Source organism: Burkholderia sp. SRS-25 (genome assembly GCF_004343765.1).
Taxonomy (GTDB): Bacteria; Pseudomonadota; Gammaproteobacteria; order Burkholderiales; family Burkholderiaceae; genus Burkholderia; species Burkholderia contaminans.
On the sequence record NZ_PTXM01000015.1, the window covers coordinates 267,089 to 285,073 of the forward strand.

The window sequence follows — 17,985 nt, forward strand, 5'->3', positions numbered from 1 at the left end:
CGACAAAACACAAACCACCTCACCTCGATACACCACCATATTCTTATCCATAGCATTTACACCCATTACAAAACACAAATTCCACACTCCCCACATAGAAAGTTAAATAAAGTATCCGACCAATTAAAAACCCATCTCAAAATATCAAATCATTTAACACGCCAAACAAGTTTGATATTCTTCACCGCGAATTTTCCAGAATCTTATTTTTGTTCACTCAAATCCCCAATTCCGACCATTCGGAATTTTGGCGAAAATATCCAGATTGCGGTGATGTCGATAGAAAGTACATTTCGGAATTTCGTGTACGGTCGGATTAGCGGTAACGAGCGGCCTGTCGATCTCCATTTCGGACTCGCGCAACGCACGGTCGGTCATCTGCTGGCGCTCCATCACGCCGATATTCGCGAAGGATTGATATCGGGAATCGACGGGCAACTGACCTGCGTGTCCACCCACGCGCATCTATCGCCCGCGCTGTTTCTCGGTCTGCCCGTGTCGGTCCGGCTGACGACCGATCGGGGTGGCATACGAGCGATCAATGCGATCGTGCACGACGTGCGAGCCGGTCAATCCGACGGTGAACTGACCGTGTACCAGTTGCACGTGTGCGACGCCCTGTCGCTGATGGACCGCCGCACGAACGCCCGCATGTTCCGATCGTGCAGCGTGATCGACATTCTGGCGACGCTGATGAATGAGTGGAAACATCGCAGCCCCGCACTCGCGCAGGCATTCGATTTCGACCTGTCGGCATTGCGGGCCGAACGCTATCCGGTGCGCGAATTGACACGGCAGGTGAACGAGTCCGACGCGCGCTTCATCCGGCGCCTGTTGCGTCGGGAAGGCATCACGGTATTTGCGAAGGCGGGACCGATCGGCGGGGCGAGCGGCATGCCCGACGAACGCCCGGTCCACACACTCCAGTTTTGCGATGATCCCTATCGCCTGGCGGAAGCGCCGGCCGGCACCCTCCGTATCCATCCACGCGATGCCGGCGTCGAACAACGCGACACGGTGACGCTCTTTGCATACTGCCAAAGCCTGTCGTCCGGCAAAGTCAGCCGTCCGTCGTGGGACTACAAGAAAGCCCGTGTAGACGAATCCACGACCGTCACCGGCATCGACCAGGGCGAGTCGGGGAACGACCTTGCGCACCTGCTGACCGACGTGGCGATCGACATTCCGCACGTCGGCGATTCGTGGAGCGATCACGATCGCATCACGCACGACCGGATGCTCGCGCATCAGTTCGAAGCCGTACGCCATGAAGGCATCAGCAGCGTGCGCGACATGCCGGTCGGTCACTGGTTCACGTTGACCGGCGACCCCGAGCTGGATATGAAGCCCGCCGATCATCGTCAGTTTGTCGTCACGTCGGTTCGGCACGATATCTGGAACAACCTGCCGAAGATCCTGGCAGGTCGCGTGAACGGGCTGTTCACGGCAAGCCGTCACCTGACTCAAGTCGTTCCACCGGCGCCGGCCGATGCATCGGATCGAACGGACACGCGCTATGAGAACAGTTTCACCTGCGTGCGACGCGGCGTGCCGCTCACGCCTTCCTACGATCCGCGAATCGATGTGCCGCCGGTCCACCTGCTCACCGGCACGATCGTCGGCACACAAGGCGAGGAAGTGTTTTGCGATGAGGCCGGCCGCGTGCGCGTGCAGATTCACGGCTACGACCCGGTCGATCACGCCCACGCGCAAGGCGCCGGAACGACCGGCCTGGCCGGCGACAGTGCGCCGATTCGCGTCGGCGCAAGCCTGGCGGGGAAACACTTCGGCGCGCTTTTCCTGCCTCGGGTCGGCATGGAGGTTTTGCTGGGCAGCCTGTCGGGCGATCCGGACCGTCTGGTGATCATCGGGATTTTGAGCAACGGCGCGAACCCGCCCGCGACCTTCAGCGATACCGGTTCGCTACCCGGCAACCGTTACCTGTCCGGGATCAAGACCAAGGAAATCAAGGGCCACCGGTACAACCAGCTTCGCCTGGACGATACGCCGTCGCAAATTTCGGCGCAGTTGGCGAGCGAACATGCGCACTCCCAACTGAATCTCGGCTATCTGACGCAGCCCCGTAACGATGGACACGGGAGCGACCGGGGTGAAGGCGCGGAACTGCGCACCGACGCCGCTGCGGCGTTGCGCGCCGCCCAGGGCATGCTGTTGACGACCTATGCGCGGTCGCACGCGACCGGTGGTCAGCTCGATCGCGACGAGCTGATTCACCTGCTCGACCAGTGCACGGCGTTGTTCGAGTCGCTCGGCGATTACGCCGGCCAGCATGGCGGGCAATCCGCCGACACCGGCGGCCAGGACAACCTCGTCAGCGCATTCCGCCACTGGAAACCCGGCGGTTCGGAATCCCGTGCCACGGGTGACGCATCCGCGTTCATGGCGTTCGGCGCGCAAGCGGGGTCGCTGAACGTCACGCCGAAAACGCACGTCATGTATGCGGGCGAGAACATCGATCAGATTGCGCAACAACACATGCAGATCACGAGCGGCGAGCGGATCAATCTGCATGCCGGGCATGGCGTCGCGATGTTCGCGCACAGCAACGGCGTATCGGTCATCGCGAATCAGGGGGAAGTGGCCATTCAATCGCAGAACGACGACACGCAGATCGAGTCCGGCAAAAACATCCGGTTGACTGCCGCCGACGGCAAGCTTGCCGGCACGGCAAGCGACGAAGTCGTATTCGTCACGTCCGGCGGCGCGTATCTCAAGCTGCATGGCGGCGATATCGAACTGGGATGCCCCGGCAAGTTCACCGTGAAATCGAACGGTCATGCATGGGATGGCCCCGCAAGCATGAGCGTCGACTTGCCGACATTCGATCAACGTACGCTCGGCCGCGTGCCGAAGCTGGTCCGCCCAACGGACGGCAACGCGGCACCGGGGTTCGAAGGACAGGTTCGAAAGACATCGGGAACGCTATCGGATTTGACGACCGACATGGCCGGGGAACTGCCTGAGGTCGATACCGACCGGTTCGAGAGGCTGGCGGTGCAGTTCACCAAGAAGAATGTTTAACGCAAGCGCAGGAGTCCGGATGATTGATTCATCTCTCGATCCTCGGCCGGAAGAGGACGCCCGCATCGACGAGCACGCCGCGAAGTCAGATATGCCCGACGCGGCTGCGCCGCGCCCGGAGCCACCTCAGATCATCGTCGGCCGGAGCGACGGCGTCTCGATGTGGACGAAAGGCACTCGGCTGATCTGCATCAAGCAACTTCCGTTGCCCGGTATCGTGATCTTCGTGCATGGGGTGAACTCCGAAGGCGAATGGTTCGAGGCCGCCGAGCAAGGATTGTGCGATGGCCTGAATCGCCGGCTCGGGCGGCTGGACGATCAACTCAAGTATCGCGGCATCGATGCCGGGCAACTGGTACCCGCGAAGTACACGGAAAGCGTGACGCCGGACGGATTTCTGAATCCCAAGCTCTGGGCCGGCGACTACATCAAGCCCGATCCGTCGTTTTCGCCGGTCATTCATTTCCGGTGGGGCTATCGGGCGACAGCCGAGGAACTCAAGGAATACGGCGACAAGATTTTCCTGAACGAGAAGGACTATTGGGGCGGCGGTCCGTTCACGAACGGCTGTGCGAGCCTGCCCGATCTCTGGCAAGGCGGCCTCGACGACCGGGCGGCCGGGTGGATAACCGTGCAGGGCATCAATCCGACCAATCGGCCGCTGTATCGCGCGCCGCCCCGCGCGTATGGCGTGCTCGCGGCGTTGCGCCTTGCGAAGTTGATCGAGTCGATCCGCCGCATGCAGGCCAACGTACCGATTACTGTCGTGTGCCATAGCCAGGGCAACATCGTGGGCCTGACGGCGGCGTTCTTCGGCGATGCGCTACCCGATGTCGAAGATCCGTGGGGGCGTAGCGGGCATTGCGTGGCAGACGCCTACGTGCTGGCGAATGCGCCGTATAGCCTTGCGCGTGCAGATGGTCCGAATCCATCCGATACGTTCATGGATACGTGGTCGCAACGCGCGACCAAGGACGGCGATGGCCGTCGTGGACGGCAGACCTACGCCGCGCGCACGAAAACGTTCGGCAAGTTTCTGTCGATCATCGGCACTCGGAAGGCCTATGAACTTTCCGCAGACAAGATCGATGAAGACATGGCGAACGAACGGGTATCGCCGACCAGCAACAAGTCTTATGCCGCACAAGACGATCGGGTACGCCACGGCCTGAACGGATCGACGTATGGTCGCGTCACCGCGTATTGCTGTCCGCACGATCAGGTGATTTCTGCGATCACGGTTCAAGGCATCGGCTGGCGCGGCATCGACAAGCACGAGCTGAACGATATCGGTGTCCCCGGCGTGCTGACGCAGCGCGTCTTTGCCTCCGGCTTCCACGTCGGCGTGCAGGAGCAATATCGGTATCGGGAAGATGACTGGCGGTATGTACAGAAGGGAGCGACGTCGGGATTCTGGTATCCGCCTTCACCGCCTGCCAAATTCAATCTCATCGGTGCACTCAAGGGAAACGAGTCCGTGTTCGGGGTGGCGGCCACGCTTGCATCCGCGCCGATCATGTTTTTCGTGACCCAGATCAGCTCGGCATTGAATATGTTCCGCGTGAACGCCAATCCGCCGGAGGGTTGGACGGTGGTGGCGGACGCTCCGACACTCGACGAACCGTTCCCACCGAAGGCGTGGCGGTTCGGCAAGCCCATCGAAACGAAGGACGGCAATGCGACAAGCGACTTCAACGAAGGCAATGATCCGCCGGCCGCATGGCGCGACGCAAGCAAGAGCGAGGCAGACAAGCGCGCGGACGATCCGTACGACCAGTACAACGCGAAGAACGACGATAGCGTCGCGCAAGGTACGGCGGAAAGCGAAGCCGGACAGCGTTATGAGGACCGCGCGTTGATGCGGATGGAGGCGCGGCGAACGCTGAATACGGAATGGCTCGATGGTGATTGCCACGTGATCGGCGAGGACGGCAAGAGCGAAATGCCGGAGGGCTACAAGGAGTGGCGCGACAAGCAGATTGTCGACTGGCTCGATCGTGGTTCGACCAACAGCCCGACGAATCATTCCACGACGATGACAAATCCGGAGCATGCGGAAAAGGCGCTTTCGTACGATGTGGCGATTGGGGTTTGCTATTTGACGCCCGAGCAACTCTATGACTTGCGGATTGAGGCGGATTGGCGGATGGGGGACGGGATTCCTCTAGATATTCCGAACAAGACGTATGCCGACTACTTTGCATCGGGCACTCTCTATAGAACGCCTCTTCAAGAATGGATACATGCAGATAAAAGCGAAGGCAAGATGCCGAGCGCGATCGTGGATGAGCGTGAAGGTCAGCTTTATTTGAAGGTCGGGGGTGCCGTATGAAGATGCTGATCGCTACATGGCCGCGACGTGTCGCCGTCGCCGTTTCGACATGGTTGATCGCAACCGTGCTCATGGCCTCGCTGATGACGCACGTAGAACAACCTGACCCGGCCCATTTGGAAATAGGAGATTGGATGAAGCGATTCGTTGTCGTGCCCGGCTTGGCTGCACTCATGGTGTTTCTGTTCACCACCGTCCTAATGCGTCCAGCACGGGCCACGCCTGTCCGGGAGCATGCCACGCTAACCGCCGATGAGCCGGCAAAGCCGTTCGTCGCGCAGGTTGTTGGCCTGATGTGGTTGAATCCCTTGCAACGTATGGACTACCCCACCCAATGGCAATTATTGTGGACACAGGGACTGGCCGCGCCAAACAAGACCGACGATATGGTTCGCACCGATGCGAAATCCTTTACTACCTTGCAGTCTGTAGCGGGGATCGCATACGGCAACGACGGCAAGGAGACGATCAAGGGCTTCTACGCCAAGTACGTGGACAAGTTCATCTTGCTGGTGCGTACCAGATATTTTAGTAACGCGAAGTACTTCTACAATGTAGCATCCCAAAGCCAGCAGGACTGGCGTGAGCTCGCTGGTATACACGTCGAAGTTGCCATTCCACCCCGACTTGATCCGGCCTTTGCCAAGTCACGCGTGGTCGATCGGATGATGAATTTCTTCGAAATCGGGCCGCCGTCACCTAAGACGCTTTGGAGCCGCGACACGCCTCCGAATGTGCAAATCACCCAAGGCGGTTCGAACGCAGGCTTTACATCGCTGAACAAGGCACTGGACTATTTGCAGGCGAACCCGGACAAGACCGTATGGGCGATCAACTGGGACGCGCCGAAATTCCCGCCCACAGACGCGCAGATCAACGAGAACCTCGTCGTGCTGTTCCTCGCCGGCCCGAACTTCAACACGCAACGCGAACCGCTCGCCTGGATCGGCAAAGCCGCAATGGGCAACACGAAAGAGTTTTCACCGAAGATCGGCACGACTCGCGCCGTGCAGGCATGGAAGGCAACCATCGACCAGGCGGCACGCAATGCCGGCGTCGCGGTTCCAGACCTCAAGTACATCGTCCACGACGCAGGTGCAGGCAGCGACACCGCGTCGTCCCGCGTTGCCGCGCTCGCACAGACGTTGACGGAAACGCTTCCGGAATACGACCACCAGAAGCAGACGTTCAACACGGCTGCACTACTCGGCGACATGGGAACCGGAAGCGCATTGACCGACGTTGCACTCGCCATCGGCCGGATCAATCATTTCGGCGGCAACGCACTCGTCGCCGGCACGACCGATCCCGAGCATCCCGTCGCGGTTGTCGTCATGCCACCGTCGAAGCTCACACCGATCGATCCCGACAAGGACTGGTTCCGCGCACGCGGCGGAAACAACGCCTACCTGCCGTGGTGGGGGCGCCGGCACGATACAAATTACGGCATGCAAGGCTATTCATGGTGATGCACACCGGCACGGCAGCGCGTTACATGTGAACGTAGCTGTTGTATCGAGCAGCAGGAGATGGGATGAAACGATTTGTAGTTGTACTTAGTTTGGTTGCACTTGTGGCGTTTCTGTTCCCGACGGCCACGGTACGGTCGGCGCATGCGGCACCGGAGACGGAACCCGCAACGCATCCGGGATCCTCTGTGGAGGAAGCGGTGAAGCCGTTTGTCGCACAGGTAGTTGGGCTAATCTGGTTAAATCCATTGGAGCGTAAAGACTACTCGACTCAATGGCAATTGTTGTGGACCCAAGGACTCGCCGCACCGAACAAGAACGATGACATGGTACGAACCGATCCGAAGTCGTTCACAACGCTGCAATCAGTAGCAGGTGTTGCATATGGCAATGAAGGGAAAGAGACGTTTAAAGGTTTCTATCACAAGTACATCAATGAAGCGCTTGGGTTGATGCGTAAGCGTTACGCGACAAACGCAAAGTACTTCTACACAGTTAATCCTAGCAATTCAAAAAACTGGCGCGAACTCGCCGGAGTTCACGTCGAACTCGCCATACCCGTCAGGCTCGAACCGGGGTATGCCAAAGCCATCCTGACCAACGAGATTGTCGAATACTTCGAGATCGGTCCACCGTCACCGAAGACTTTGTGGAGCCGCGACACGCCTCCCGACGTACAAATCACGCAAGGCGGCGCGAACGCCGGCTTCACATCGCTGAACAACGCACTGGACTACTTGCAGGCGAACCCCGACAAGAGCGTCTGGGTAGTGAACTGGGACGCACCCAACTTCCCGCCCACGGATGCACAGATCAACGAGAACCTTGTCGTACTGTTCCTCGCCGGCCCAACCTTCAACACCGAGCGTGAACCGCTCGCGTGGATCGGCAAAGCCGCAACCGGCAACACGCTCGATTTTCCGCAGAAAGTCGGCACGACGCGCTCTGTGCAGGCGTGGAAGGCGACCATCGACCAAGCGGCGCGCAATGCCGGCATCGCGGCGCCCGACATCAACTACATCGTCCACGACGCCGGTAAAGGCAATGACGCATCGTCGGCACGTCTTGCCGCCCTCGCGCAGACCTTGACCGAAACCCTTCCCGAATACGACCACCGCAAGCAGACATTCAACACAGCCGCCCTGCTCGGCGACATGGGAACCGGCAGCGCATTGACTGACGTCGCGCTCGCCATCGGCCGGATCAATCACTTCGGCGGCAACGCACTCGTCGCCGGCACGACCGATCCCGAGCGTCCCGTCGCGGTTGTCGTCATGCCACCGTCGAAGCTCACACCGATCGATCCCGACAAGGACTGGTTCCGCGCACGCGGCGGAAACAACGCCTACCTGCCGTGGTGGGGGCGCCGGCACGATACCGATTACGGCATGCAGGGTTACTCATGGTGATGCAAACCGACACAAACCAACGCGACCGCACGTCGCATGCGAACGCGAGCACCACGCCAATCATTCGGGGAATGAGTCATATGCGAGGAATTATCCGGGTAGGCGACGCCCATACCCACGGCGGCCGGGTCGAATCCGGAGCCGGAACGAGCAAGGTGATGGGGCGCTCGGTCGCTCGCATCGGCGACGTGTGTTCGTGTCCGATTCACGGTACGTGCACGATTGCAGAAGGCGACACGGCATTCAAGGTCGAAGGTCGAGACGCTGCCTTCGATGGTCACAAGACTTCATGCGGCGCGACCTTGATTTCTTCACTTCACACTTCCGGGCGAGTTTGAATGCAAAAGACCCGACGCATGACTGCCGAACAGTTCCGTCTGTTGCGCATGCAAAATACACGAATCAAGCCCTTGAACCAGTGGGCCCTGCACGAGATTTTCGTCAAGGGCCGATCGCAGCGGGCTGTGGCGGCGGAAGTCGGCATGACGGGTTCCGCGATGTCGCAGCTTGTACGGAAGGCGTGGCAGCGGTATCTGGATCTACCGGCAAACTGCACGCGCCTCACCACCCTCACGATCACGATCCCGGCCAGATATGAGCCCGCACTCCAGGCATGGGTGCGGGATGCATATCGATTGGCGAATCAGAATGAACAAGATACGGCAACCTGATCGATTCCCGCCCCGGAACTTCTCGAACCCACTTCATAACGGTTTTTACGTCACATGAAGTTTTCGATCATTCCGGATGCGGCCCGGTACGCGACGATCGCGTTGCGTGCCGGCGTGCCGACGCCGTAATTCGGCCCTCAGGCCGGCCGGCATTCCATCCCTCAGACTGGCGGAGAATATCCGGCACCAGCCTTCGCCTCGTGCTGCCCTCGACAGCACGAGGCGGGGCGGCCTCATCGGCAATTCATTGAAAGTTCAGCACAGCGGCGACCACGCCTCCGGCAGGCAAATCGTCGACGTGGCCCGCTCGATCTGCTGCGGTCCGCCCTTGGGCGGCCATAGCCCTTCGGCATAGTGGCGCGCGCGCAATGCCATGCGCTCCTCCAGGCTCGAGAATCCCCAGATATGGGCAATGCGAGGCGGCCCATCGATCGCGTACAGGTTCGCGACGAGATGCGACGTATAGGCTTCGGCCAGGCCGACGGCCTGCTCCCACGCGGCGATCGTCGGCGCGATCCCGGCCGGTTTGAGCCAGTAGCGGCGAAATTCGTAGAACCTGCCGAGTTTCGACGGCTCGATCTCGGGCAGGAACGGAAAGAGTTCGTAGGTTTCCATGCTGAGACCCACACGGTCACCGTCGATATTGAACGGCCCGCCGCTCATCAACGCGCGACGGCGCTCCTGCCGCAGTTCGTCGGCATCGTCGAAGCCTCGCAACACGACGATCTGCCCCAGCTCGCCGATTTCCGAACGCCACGCGCCGAGGAGACGCCCCGCGGCCCCCGGATCCGATACCCACCGATGCGCACCGGCGGAAACGGCATCCTGCTCCAGCAGCAAACACGACAGCGTTGTCAGTTCATACTGCATGTCGATCATCCCTCGCAAAATGGGCGGCGGACACGCACGTCGCACCCGCCCGCCCATGAAAAATAAATTCCCCCAATCCGCATTCCTATAAAACGTTATTCCATATCAAGCTGAATCACCAGCCAACTTTGGATCCTTTTTCCCTTCTGTCCCCCGTATCATTTCTTCCATTCCGAAAGACACGAGCATGAGAAGGACATGAGCGACACCACCCCGCTGCACTACCTCGACTACGCCGCCACGACGCCGGCCGATCCGCGCGTGATCGAAGCGATGACGGCCTGCCTCGGCTTCGACGGCATCTTCGGCAACCCGGCATCGAGCTCGCACGCCGCCGGCCGGCTCGCGAAAGACAAGGTCGAGCACGCCCGCGCGCAAGTCGCCGCGCTGATCGGCGCGGACGCCGACGAGATCGTCTGGACGTCGGGCGCCACCGAATCGAACAACCTCGCGCTGAAGGGCTATGCGGAAAACGCAACCGGCAAGCGCCACCTGATCACGAGCCGCATCGAGCACAAGGCCATTCTCGACACGATGGCGAACCTGGCGAAGCACGGCGCGTCGGTCACGTTCCTGACGCCCACGCGCGACGGCGAGATCACCGCCGATGCGGTCGCGGCCGCGATCGGCCCCGATACGGGCCTCGTGTCGCTGATGCTCGTGAACAACGAGCTCGGCACGCTGACCGATATTGGCGCAATCTCGCGCATCGTGCATGACGCGGGCGCGCTGCTCCACGTCGACGCCGCCCAGGCGCTCGGCAAGACGCCGATCGACGTGCGCGCGCTCGGCATCGACATGCTGTCGATGTCCGCGCACAAGGTGTACGGCCCGAAGGGCATCGGCGCGCTGTTCGTCCGCCGCGACATCGCGCACCGGATCGCCCCTCAGATTCATGGCGGCGGGCATGAGCGCGGCTTGCGTTCGGGCACGCTCGCGACGCACCAGATCGTCGGCATGGGCGTTGCATGCGAACTGGCCGCCGACAAGCTCGACGGCGAAGCCGCACGGATCGCGGCGCTCGGCGCCCGCCTGACGGACGCGCTGGTCGCACTCGGCGACGTCACGCAGAACGCGGCCACGGCACGCCGGATCCCGCACACGCTGAGCCTGACGGTGAACGCGCCGGGCTTCTTCCCGTTCATGCTCGGCGAGGCGCTCGCGGTGTCGTCAACGTCCGCATGCAACTCGACCAGCGGCGCACCGTCCCACGTGCTGACCGCGATCGGCCTCGACGCCGAAACGGCGGGCCGCACCGTGCGCGTGAGCTTCGGCCGCTTCACGACGGAGCAGGACGTCGACTTCGCGATCGCCTGTTTCCGCCACGCGATCGAACAATGTCGCGCGACGGCGGCGAACGGCTTCTCCGCGTCGCGGCAGATCACGCCGGCCGACCTGAAGGCGATCCGCAATGCCGGCTTCCGCTCGGTCATCTGCAACCGTCCCGACGGCGAAGGCGACGCACATCCGGCATTCGACGAAATCGCCGCGGCGGCCCGCGAACTGGGCCTCGAAGCGCGCTACCTGCCGGTCGAGCGCGACGGCATCAGCGATGCGGAGATCGACGCATTCGGTGAGCTGATCGACACGCTGCAGAAGCCGGTACTCGCGTATTGCCGCAGCGGCAATCGCTCCGGCTTGCTGTGGAGCCGGCTGTTCGCCCGGCGGACGGCCGAAGCCCCGGCCTCTGTCTGATCGATCAGGAACATCGCCCCATTACGCCCCGCCACCGGCATTCACGCACGAGGCCGAAACTTCGAAGCGTGGCCGGATGGCGGCGGCAATTGAAGCCACTTCAATCCTCATCATCCCCGCTGACCGGCGTATAGATCGCCAGCTTCAGCGCGGGATCGTCGTTCGCCTGGAACGTCGCGTATTCGTAGCGCTGCACGCCCTGTCGCGCATGCGCGAACACCTTCTGCCCCGACACGCCGCTGCGCACGTCATGCGCATCCCACCATTGCGCGAACTCGCTGCTGCTCGTGCGCAAGCGCGCCACCAGCGCGATGAACGCCGGATCGCTCGCATGGAGATCGTGGCTCGCGCGAAACAGCGCGATCATCCGGCGCGCCTCGTCGGCCCAGCTCGAGGCAAAGAGCTCACGCGCGTGCGGCTCGACGAACATGTAGACGAGGATGTTGCGGTCGGCTTGTGCGAGCAGGTCGAAGCCGAGCAGGTCGGCCGCCGCGGCATTCCACACGAGGATGTCCCAGCGCCGCCCGGTCACGTACGCGGGCTGGTTCAGATTCGCCACGAGCCGCGCGATGGACGGCGGCACGCGCTCCGGCACGAATGCCCGTGATGCGTCGCGCCGCGCGAGGGCGCGCAGATGGGCGGCCTCGGCCTTGTCCAGCCGCAACGCGCGCGCCAGCGCATCGAGCGTCGCCTCCGACGGGCTGACGTCGCGCCCCTGTTCGAGCCGCACGTACCAGTCGACGCCGATGCCGGCCAGTTCCGCGACTTCCTCGCGCCGCAGGCCGGGCGTGCGCCGGCGCGGGCCGTCGTGCAGGCCGACGGCATCCGGGCGCAGCTTCTTGCGCCGCGAGCGGAGGAAATCGCCGAACGGCGTTCGCGGGGTGAAGGTCATCGGGTGTGCTCCGTGCAGGGTGGTATCGGGTAATCCTGGGTTCGTGCCGGGCCTTGTTGCGGATTCTAAGCCTGCCAGAATCGGCGCGTCCCTCACCGTCAGGAAGCCTCATGAAAGCTGCGATTCTGAAGTCGCTCGGCATGCCGCTCGCGATCGAAACGATGCCGGACCCGGTGCTCGGCACCGGCGAGGTCATCGTGGATGTGGTCGCGACGCCGGTGCTGCCCTATGCGCAGGAAGTGTTCAGCGGCGAGCGCCGCTATCCGATCGCGCTGCCGATCGTGCCCGGCTGCGGCGCCATCGGCCGAGTCCGGCAAAGCGGCCCCGATGCGACGCAGTTGCGGCCGGGCGACTGGGTGTTCTGCGATCCGACCGTGCGCTCGCGCGACGATGCGCGGATGCCCGACATCGTGCTGCAGGGCTGGAGCGCACGCGGCGAAGGCGGCCAGCAGTTGCAGCGCCATTTCCACGATGGGCCGTTTGCCGAACGGGTGCGCGTGCCGACCGAGAACGCGGTACGCATCGGCGATATCGCACTGGCCGACGCCGCGCGCTGGTGCGCGCTCAATACGCTGCTCGTACCGTACGGCGGGCTGCTCGCGTCCGATCTGCGCGCGGGCGAGATCGTGCTGGTGAGCGGTGCGACCGGCCACTTCGGCAGCGCATGCGTCGCGGTGGCGCTGGCGATGGGCGCGCAGTGCGTGGTTGCGCCCGGCCGCAACGCGCGCACGCTGGCGGATCTCGCGCGCCGCTTCGGCGAGCGTATACGCCCCGTCGAGCTGACCGGCGACGAAGCCACGGATCGCGCCGGCATGCAGCAAGTGGCACCAGGGCCGATCGACTGCGTGATCGACCTGATGCCGCCGTCGGTGCCGGCGACGACGGTACGCGCCGCCGTGATGGCGGTGCGACCCTATGGTCGCGTGGTGCTGATGGGCGGCGTCGGCATGCTCGGCGGAGCGGGGCTCGAGTTGCCGTACCCGTGGATCATGCGCAACGACATCACGCTGCGCGGCAAGTGGATGTACCCGACCGAAGCCGTGACGCTGATGGCTGGGCTCGTCCGCGGCGGGTTGCTCGATCTCGGACTGTTCGACGTGACGCGGTTCACGCTCGATGAGGCGAACGATGCGGTTACGCATGCAGCGGCGAATGGCGGGCCGTTCAGGATGACGGTGATTGCGCCTTGATGTCGGCGCTCGGCGGACGCGCCGCCCTCACGCGCCGTACGCATCCAGCGCCTTCAGCGGCACATGCAGGCTTTCGTTCGCGGCAAACGCATCGAGCAGATAGTCGACCGTCGCCTGTACGCGCGACGCCTTCAATGCGCGATGCGGATACTGCATCGCCATTTCGTAGCTGCCGGGCAAGTGATGGCGATGCAGCAGCACCTTCAGCGCACCGGCACGCAGATGCGCCCACGCGAGGTGCACACCGACCTGCGCGATGCCCAGGCCATCACGGGCGGCCTGCAGCACGGCCTCCGGCGCAGAGAATGTCAGCAGCGCCGTCTCGCCCGGATCGACCGCCACGATGCTCCCGTCGCGCGTCCTGAAGCTCCATGTCGCGACCTCGCCACCGAGAAACCGGCGTGCGATCAGCCGGTGCGCAACGAGATCGCCCGGCGCTCGTGGAATGCCGTGGCTCGCCAGGTACGTGGGTGACGCAACCAGCACCGTATTCATGCGAAAGACCGGCCGAGACACCAGCGCGGAATCGTGGACGTTGCCGCCGCGGATGACGATGTCGTAGCCGTCGCGCACGACGTCGACGATCCGGTCGTCGAAATCAGCCTCCACCGACAAGCCGGGGTAACGCGCCAGCAACCCGGGCAGCACCGGTTGCAGGTGCTCGCGTCCGAACGCGGCGCTGGTCGAAATGCGCACGCGCCCCTGGGGCCCGAGCCGCTGCGCGACGATGCTGTCGACCGCCGAATCGAGCGCGTCCAGTGCGACGCGCGCCTGACGCAGGAACACGCTGCCTTCGTCGGTGAGCTTCAGCGTGCGCGTGGTGCGGTTCATCAGCCGCACGCCGAGCGCCTGCTCGAGGCCGGCGACATTCTTGCTGACGGCGGCCGACGTGATGCCCAGCATGCGGCCGGCCGCCGCGAAACTGCCGCCGTCGGCCGCATGCACGAACGACAGGATCGCACGCGTGCGTTGTGACACATCCAAAGCAGTCTCCTTCGATCGACACGTTGCACGGTACACCTTCTCCTGCCGCCGATTATCAACCTGAAGTTGAGAGCGACTCAACCCGGACCCAACTTCCGGTCGGGACCCGCGCTGCCCACAATGCGTCCATCGTTCAACGGACTCCAAAGGAATGCCCATGCTTGTCACCATCGTTTTCGACAGCGGTCACGGTCACACCGAGCGACAGGCGCAAGCCGTCGCGGAAGGCGTGCGGCGCGTGCCGGGCGCGCAAGTGCGGCTCGTCGCAGTCGCCGACGGCGCGATTCCGTGGGATACGCTCGCCGCGAGCGATGCGATCGTCTTCGGCTCGCCGACGTACAACGGCTCGATCAGCTCGCGGCTCAAGAAGTTCATGGAGGACTCGACGCGCCCCGCGTGGATTCCGCAAACCTGGCGCAACAAGATCGCGGCCGGCTTCACCAATTCCGGCGCGCAGCACGGCGACAAGCTCAACTCGCTGATGACGATGACGTTGTTCGCCGCGCAGCACGGGATGATCTGGGTCGGGCTCGACCTGTTCGCCGGCACCGCGGCGAACGAGCGCAACCGGATCGGCGGCTGGCTCGGCGCGATGGCGCAGTCCGACGACGTGTCGCCGGAACTGTCGCCGATCGCGAGCGACCTCGACACCGCCGCGCACCTCGGGCAGCGTGTCGCCGAACTGGCGTCGCGGTTCGCGGCCAGCGCGTAAGCAGCCCCCCATTCGCCAGGAGATCGACATGAAACTGCTGTGCCTCGACGTCCCGCTGCCCGGCGCCAGCCCGGACGCGTATCAGCCGCATCTGCTCGACGAAGTGCGCTACGGGTGGCAACTGCTCAAGCGCGGGATCGTCCGCGATATCTATTTCCGTCAGGATCGCCCCGGCGTCGCGATCATGGCAGAGTGCGAGTCGATCGAAAGCGCCCGCGAAGCGCTGCGCGAGTTTCCGCTGGCGAAGGCCGGGCTGATCGACTGGGACATCATTCCGCTTGGCGCGTTTCTCGGCTGGGAAGCGCTGTTTGCAGCGGACCCTGCGTGACTGACGCCCCCCACGCTCGCCCACCGGCATCCCGGGGGCGAGCCCCCGCATCCGGCGTCGCACCGGATCGACCTGCCACGATGCATCCCCCTGCCCTCTTCCGGTGCATCCGTCCGGTTTTTTACTGGATTGCCGAAATCTGATAGAGCCCGGAGATTTGATTTCATACCGTTCACGCATCGGACTGCAAAGCGATGACCGCTCGACACGGCATCGCGAGCCGCCGACGAATCCCAGGAGCGGGCCGGCTTGCCTGGCCCGGGCGGCGATGACGGTCCTGCCACGCAGGACATTCGTGACGGAGCGACCATGGATGCAAAACTCCAGCCTGATTCAGGCACCGACAGTGACGTAAGCCTGTTGCACAAGATGGGCTATGCGCAGGAACTGTCGAGACGTATGAGCGGTTTCTCGAACTTCGCGGTGTCGTTTTCCGTTATCTGCATCCTGTCGGGCGGCATCACCGCGTTCCAGCTCGCGTTTTCCGCCACCGGCGGCGCGTCGATCGGCCTCGGCTGGCCGCTGGGCTCGCTGTTCGCGCTGATCGTCGCGGTGTCAATGTCGCAGATCGCGTCCGCGTTTCCGACGGCCGGCGGCCTCTATCACTGGGGCGCGATCCTCGGCGGGAAGAAATGGGGGTGGATGACGGCATGGCTCAACCTGCTCGGCCTGATCTTCGTGATCGCCGCGATCAATTTCGGCACCTACGATCCGTTCTTCAAGACGCTGATCGCGCCGATGTTCGGCGTCAGCCCGGACAGCCTGACCTGGTGGCACCAGACGGCGTTCATCGCGTTCATCACGATCTCGCAGGCAATCCTGAATGCGCGCGGCATCCGGATCGCGAGCAGGATCACCGACCTGTCGGGCTATCTCATCTTCGTGGTAACGATCGCGCTCGTGGTGTCGCTGCTCTACTACTCGCCGGTCGCGCTCGATGCGCATCGGCTGGTGACGTTCACCAATTTCACCGGCGTCGACGGCGGCGCATGGCCGAAGCAGGCCACGCCGCTCGCGTTCCTGTCCGGCCTGCTGCTCGTGACCTACACGATCACCGGCTTCGACGCTTCCGCGCACACGTCGGAGGAGACGCACGATGCGGCCAGGAACGTGCCGCGCGGCATCATCGGGTCGGTGTTCTGGTCCGCGGTATTCGGCTACGTGATGGTGTGCGCGTTCGTGCTGGTGATGCCCGACCTGACCGCCAGCATGAAGCAGGGCACCGGATTTTTCGAAGCGATTCTCGCGCCGATTCCGAAGACGCTGCGCGTCACCCTCGAACTCGCGATGTTCTTCATCAACTACGTGTGCGGGCTCGCCGCGATCATGTCGACGTCGCGGATGGTGTACGCCTTTGCACGCGACGGCGGGCTGCCGGCGTCGAAGCTGCTGCGCAGCGTGAACCCGACGCACCGGACGCCCGGCCCCGCGATCTGGACATGCGCGGTGCTCGCGATCGTCGTCACGCTGTACGGCGATGCGTTCTCCGTGCTGAGCGCCGGCAGCGCGGTGTTCCTGTTCATCTCGTATGCAATGCCGATCGGCTCCGGGATGCTGGCCGAAGGCCGCTCGTGGACCGACAAGGGCCCGTTTCAACTGGGGATCTGGTCGAAGCCGTGTGCGCTGCTCGCGCTGGTCGGCGCCTGCGTGCTCGCGTATGTCGGCATCCAGCCGCCGAACGAGAAGGTGCTGTACGTGCTCGTCGGTTTCGTCGTGGTGCTGATGGTGATCTGGTATGGCTTCGGCGTGCGCAACACGTTCGCGGGGCCGCCGGTGCTGAAGGACACGCGCAATCTCGACCGCATCCGCGAACTCGAGGCGAACGTCGATCCGACTGTCTGACGCGTTCGAAGCAGGCTGAAAAAAACCGACTCGCCGGCTTCGTGCCGCGAGTCGGTTTTTTGTTGTCACGTGAAGCGACGAGATTCAACCGCCTTGCAGCGGTTGAATCTGGCTGGCATCAGCCGTAGACGGGGAAACGCTTCGTCAGCTCGGCAACCTGCCCGCGCACGCGCTCGAGCGTGGCTGCGTCTTCCGGCGCTTCCAGCACATCGGCGATCAGGTTCCCGACGATCTCGGCTTCCTTCACGCCGAAGCCGCGCGTCGTCATTGCCGGCGAGCCGAGACGAATGCCGCTCGTCACGAACGGCTTTTCCGGATCGTTCGGGATCGCGTTCTTGTTCACCGTGATGTGTGCCGCGCCCAGCGCCGCTTCCGCTGCCTTGCCCGTGATGTTTTTCGCACGCAGGTCCACCAGCATCACATGGCTTTCCGTGCGGCCCGACACGATCCGCAGGCCACGCTTCACCAGCGTCTCGGCCAGCACGCGTGCGTTCTCGACCACCTTCTCCTGGTACGCCTTGAACTCCGGCGACAGCGCTTCCTTGAACG

The 17,985-nt window shown here is 63.2% G+C and carries 14 protein-coding genes and 1 pseudogene; 11 read left to right on the forward strand and 4 right to left on the reverse strand.

The window, feature by feature from the left end; translation table 11 throughout:
- The first annotated feature begins 273 nt into the window (after positions 1–273).
- The 6 genes from C5O79_RS21965 (at position 274) to C5O79_RS21990 (ending at position 8,923) form a co-directional block, all read left to right on the forward strand.
- Positions 274–3,042 (forward strand): type VI secretion system Vgr family protein, encoded by a 2,769-nt coding sequence (locus C5O79_RS21965; RefSeq protein ID WP_122474781.1) that lies wholly within the window; start codon positions 274–276, stop codon positions 3,040–3,042.
- 91 nt (positions 3,043–3,133) lie between these two features.
- Positions 3,134–5,374 (forward strand): hypothetical protein, encoded by a 2,241-nt coding sequence (locus C5O79_RS21970; RefSeq protein WP_131931755.1) that lies wholly within the window; start codon positions 3,134–3,136, stop codon positions 5,372–5,374.
- Entirely contained in the window at positions 5,371–6,843 is a 1,473-nt protein-coding gene (locus tag C5O79_RS21975) for a virulence factor (protein WP_240687921.1), read from the forward strand. Before C5O79_RS21970 ends, C5O79_RS21975 begins: the two co-directional genes overlap by 4 nt.
- 65 nt (positions 6,844–6,908) lie before the next feature.
- On the forward strand, positions 6,909–8,252 hold the full coding sequence (locus C5O79_RS21980; protein WP_131931737.1) for a virulence factor: 1,344 nt from the start codon (positions 6,909–6,911) through the stop codon (positions 8,250–8,252).
- Between the two features lie 80 nt (positions 8,253–8,332).
- Positions 8,333–8,590, forward strand: coding sequence for a PAAR domain-containing protein (locus tag C5O79_RS21985; RefSeq protein WP_124471866.1), 258 nt, complete (start codon positions 8,333–8,335; stop codon positions 8,588–8,590).
- Positions 8,591–8,923 (forward strand): TrfB-related DNA-binding protein, encoded by a 333-nt coding sequence (locus C5O79_RS21990; RefSeq protein WP_172625574.1) that lies wholly within the window; start codon positions 8,591–8,593, stop codon positions 8,921–8,923. It abuts the gene before it with no gap.
- A 255-nt stretch (positions 8,924–9,178) separates the two neighbouring features.
- Here the strand turns inward: C5O79_RS21990 and C5O79_RS21995 are convergent, their stop codons facing one another.
- Entirely contained in the window at positions 9,179–9,850 is a 672-nt protein-coding gene (locus C5O79_RS21995) for an NIPSNAP family protein (RefSeq protein WP_240687922.1), read from the reverse strand.
- 141 nt (positions 9,851–9,991) lie between these two features.
- On the opposite strand from C5O79_RS21995, the gene C5O79_RS22000 reads away from it, so the two are divergent.
- The gene (locus C5O79_RS22000) at positions 9,992–11,488 is read left to right on the forward strand and encodes an aminotransferase class V-fold PLP-dependent enzyme (protein ID WP_122474778.1); all 1,497 of its coding nucleotides are present in this window, start codon (positions 9,992–9,994) and stop codon (positions 11,486–11,488) included.
- A gap of 100 nt (positions 11,489–11,588) precedes the next feature.
- Here the strand turns inward: C5O79_RS22000 and C5O79_RS22005 are convergent, their stop codons facing one another.
- Positions 11,589–12,380, reverse strand: coding sequence for a helix-turn-helix transcriptional regulator (locus C5O79_RS22005; protein WP_122474777.1), 792 nt, complete (start codon positions 12,378–12,380; stop codon positions 11,589–11,591).
- A 110-nt stretch (positions 12,381–12,490) separates the two neighbouring features.
- Between C5O79_RS22005 and C5O79_RS22010 the strand changes: the two genes are divergently transcribed.
- A complete protein-coding gene (locus C5O79_RS22010; RefSeq protein ID WP_122474776.1) occupies positions 12,491–13,570 on the forward strand; it encodes a zinc-binding alcohol dehydrogenase family protein in 1,080 nt (359 codons plus the stop codon).
- A 27-nt stretch (positions 13,571–13,597) separates the two neighbouring features.
- Here the strand turns inward: C5O79_RS22010 and C5O79_RS22015 are convergent, their stop codons facing one another.
- Positions 13,598–14,554: a LysR family transcriptional regulator gene (locus C5O79_RS22015; protein WP_122474775.1), complete on the reverse strand. Its 957-nt coding sequence runs from the start codon at positions 14,552–14,554 to the stop codon at positions 13,598–13,600.
- A 157-nt stretch (positions 14,555–14,711) separates the two neighbouring features.
- Here C5O79_RS22015 and C5O79_RS22020 point away from each other — a divergent pair, with 157 nt between their 5' ends.
- The 3 genes from C5O79_RS22020 (at position 14,712) to C5O79_RS22030 (ending at position 17,436) form a co-directional block, all read left to right on the forward strand.
- Entirely contained in the window at positions 14,712–15,266 is a 555-nt protein-coding gene (locus C5O79_RS22020) for a flavodoxin family protein (protein ID WP_122474774.1), read from the forward strand.
- 28 nt (positions 15,267–15,294) lie between these two features.
- A complete protein-coding gene (locus tag C5O79_RS22025; RefSeq protein WP_122474773.1) occupies positions 15,295–15,594 on the forward strand; it encodes a superoxide dismutase in 300 nt (99 codons plus the stop codon).
- A gap of 309 nt (positions 15,595–15,903) precedes the next feature.
- Positions 15,904–17,436, forward strand: coding sequence for an amino acid permease (locus C5O79_RS22030; protein ID WP_046549151.1), 1,533 nt, complete (start codon positions 15,904–15,906; stop codon positions 17,434–17,436).
- A 118-nt stretch (positions 17,437–17,554) separates the two neighbouring features.
- Here the strand turns inward: C5O79_RS22030 and glyA are convergent.
- Positions 17,555–17,985, reverse strand: a pseudogene (glyA, locus tag C5O79_RS22035) (serine hydroxymethyltransferase); the annotation flags it as partial.

What these genes read in the sequence shown, in the direction of transcription:
- C5O79_RS21965 (WP_122474781.1), top strand. Translation starts at nt 274, where the DNA reads ATGTCGATAGAAAGTACATTTCGGAATTTCGTGTACGGTCGGATTAGC.
- C5O79_RS21970 (WP_131931755.1), top strand. Translation starts at nt 3,134, where the DNA reads ATGCCCGACGCGGCTGCGCCGCGCCCGGAGCCACCTCAGATCATCGTC.
- C5O79_RS21975 (WP_240687921.1), top strand. Translation starts at nt 5,371, where the DNA reads ATGAAGATGCTGATCGCTACATGGCCGCGACGTGTCGCCGTCGCCGTT.
- C5O79_RS21980 (WP_131931737.1), top strand. Translation starts at nt 6,909, where the DNA reads ATGAAACGATTTGTAGTTGTACTTAGTTTGGTTGCACTTGTGGCGTTT.
- C5O79_RS21985 (WP_124471866.1), top strand. Translation starts at nt 8,333, where the DNA reads ATGCGAGGAATTATCCGGGTAGGCGACGCCCATACCCACGGCGGCCGG.
- C5O79_RS21990 (WP_172625574.1), top strand. Translation starts at nt 8,591, where the DNA reads ATGCAAAAGACCCGACGCATGACTGCCGAACAGTTCCGTCTGTTGCGC.
- C5O79_RS21995 (WP_240687922.1), bottom strand. Translation starts at nt 9,850, where the DNA reads ATGGGCGGGCGGGTGCGACGTGCGTGTCCGCCGCCCATTTTGCGAGGG.
- C5O79_RS22000 (WP_122474778.1), top strand. Translation starts at nt 9,992, where the DNA reads ATGAGCGACACCACCCCGCTGCACTACCTCGACTACGCCGCCACGACG.
- C5O79_RS22005 (WP_122474777.1), bottom strand. Translation starts at nt 12,380, where the DNA reads ATGACCTTCACCCCGCGAACGCCGTTCGGCGATTTCCTCCGCTCGCGG.
- C5O79_RS22010 (WP_122474776.1), top strand. Translation starts at nt 12,491, where the DNA reads ATGAAAGCTGCGATTCTGAAGTCGCTCGGCATGCCGCTCGCGATCGAA.
- C5O79_RS22020 (WP_122474774.1), top strand. Translation starts at nt 14,712, where the DNA reads ATGCTTGTCACCATCGTTTTCGACAGCGGTCACGGTCACACCGAGCGA.
- C5O79_RS22025 (WP_122474773.1), top strand. Translation starts at nt 15,295, where the DNA reads ATGAAACTGCTGTGCCTCGACGTCCCGCTGCCCGGCGCCAGCCCGGAC.
- C5O79_RS22030 (WP_046549151.1), top strand. Translation starts at nt 15,904, where the DNA reads ATGGATGCAAAACTCCAGCCTGATTCAGGCACCGACAGTGACGTAAGC.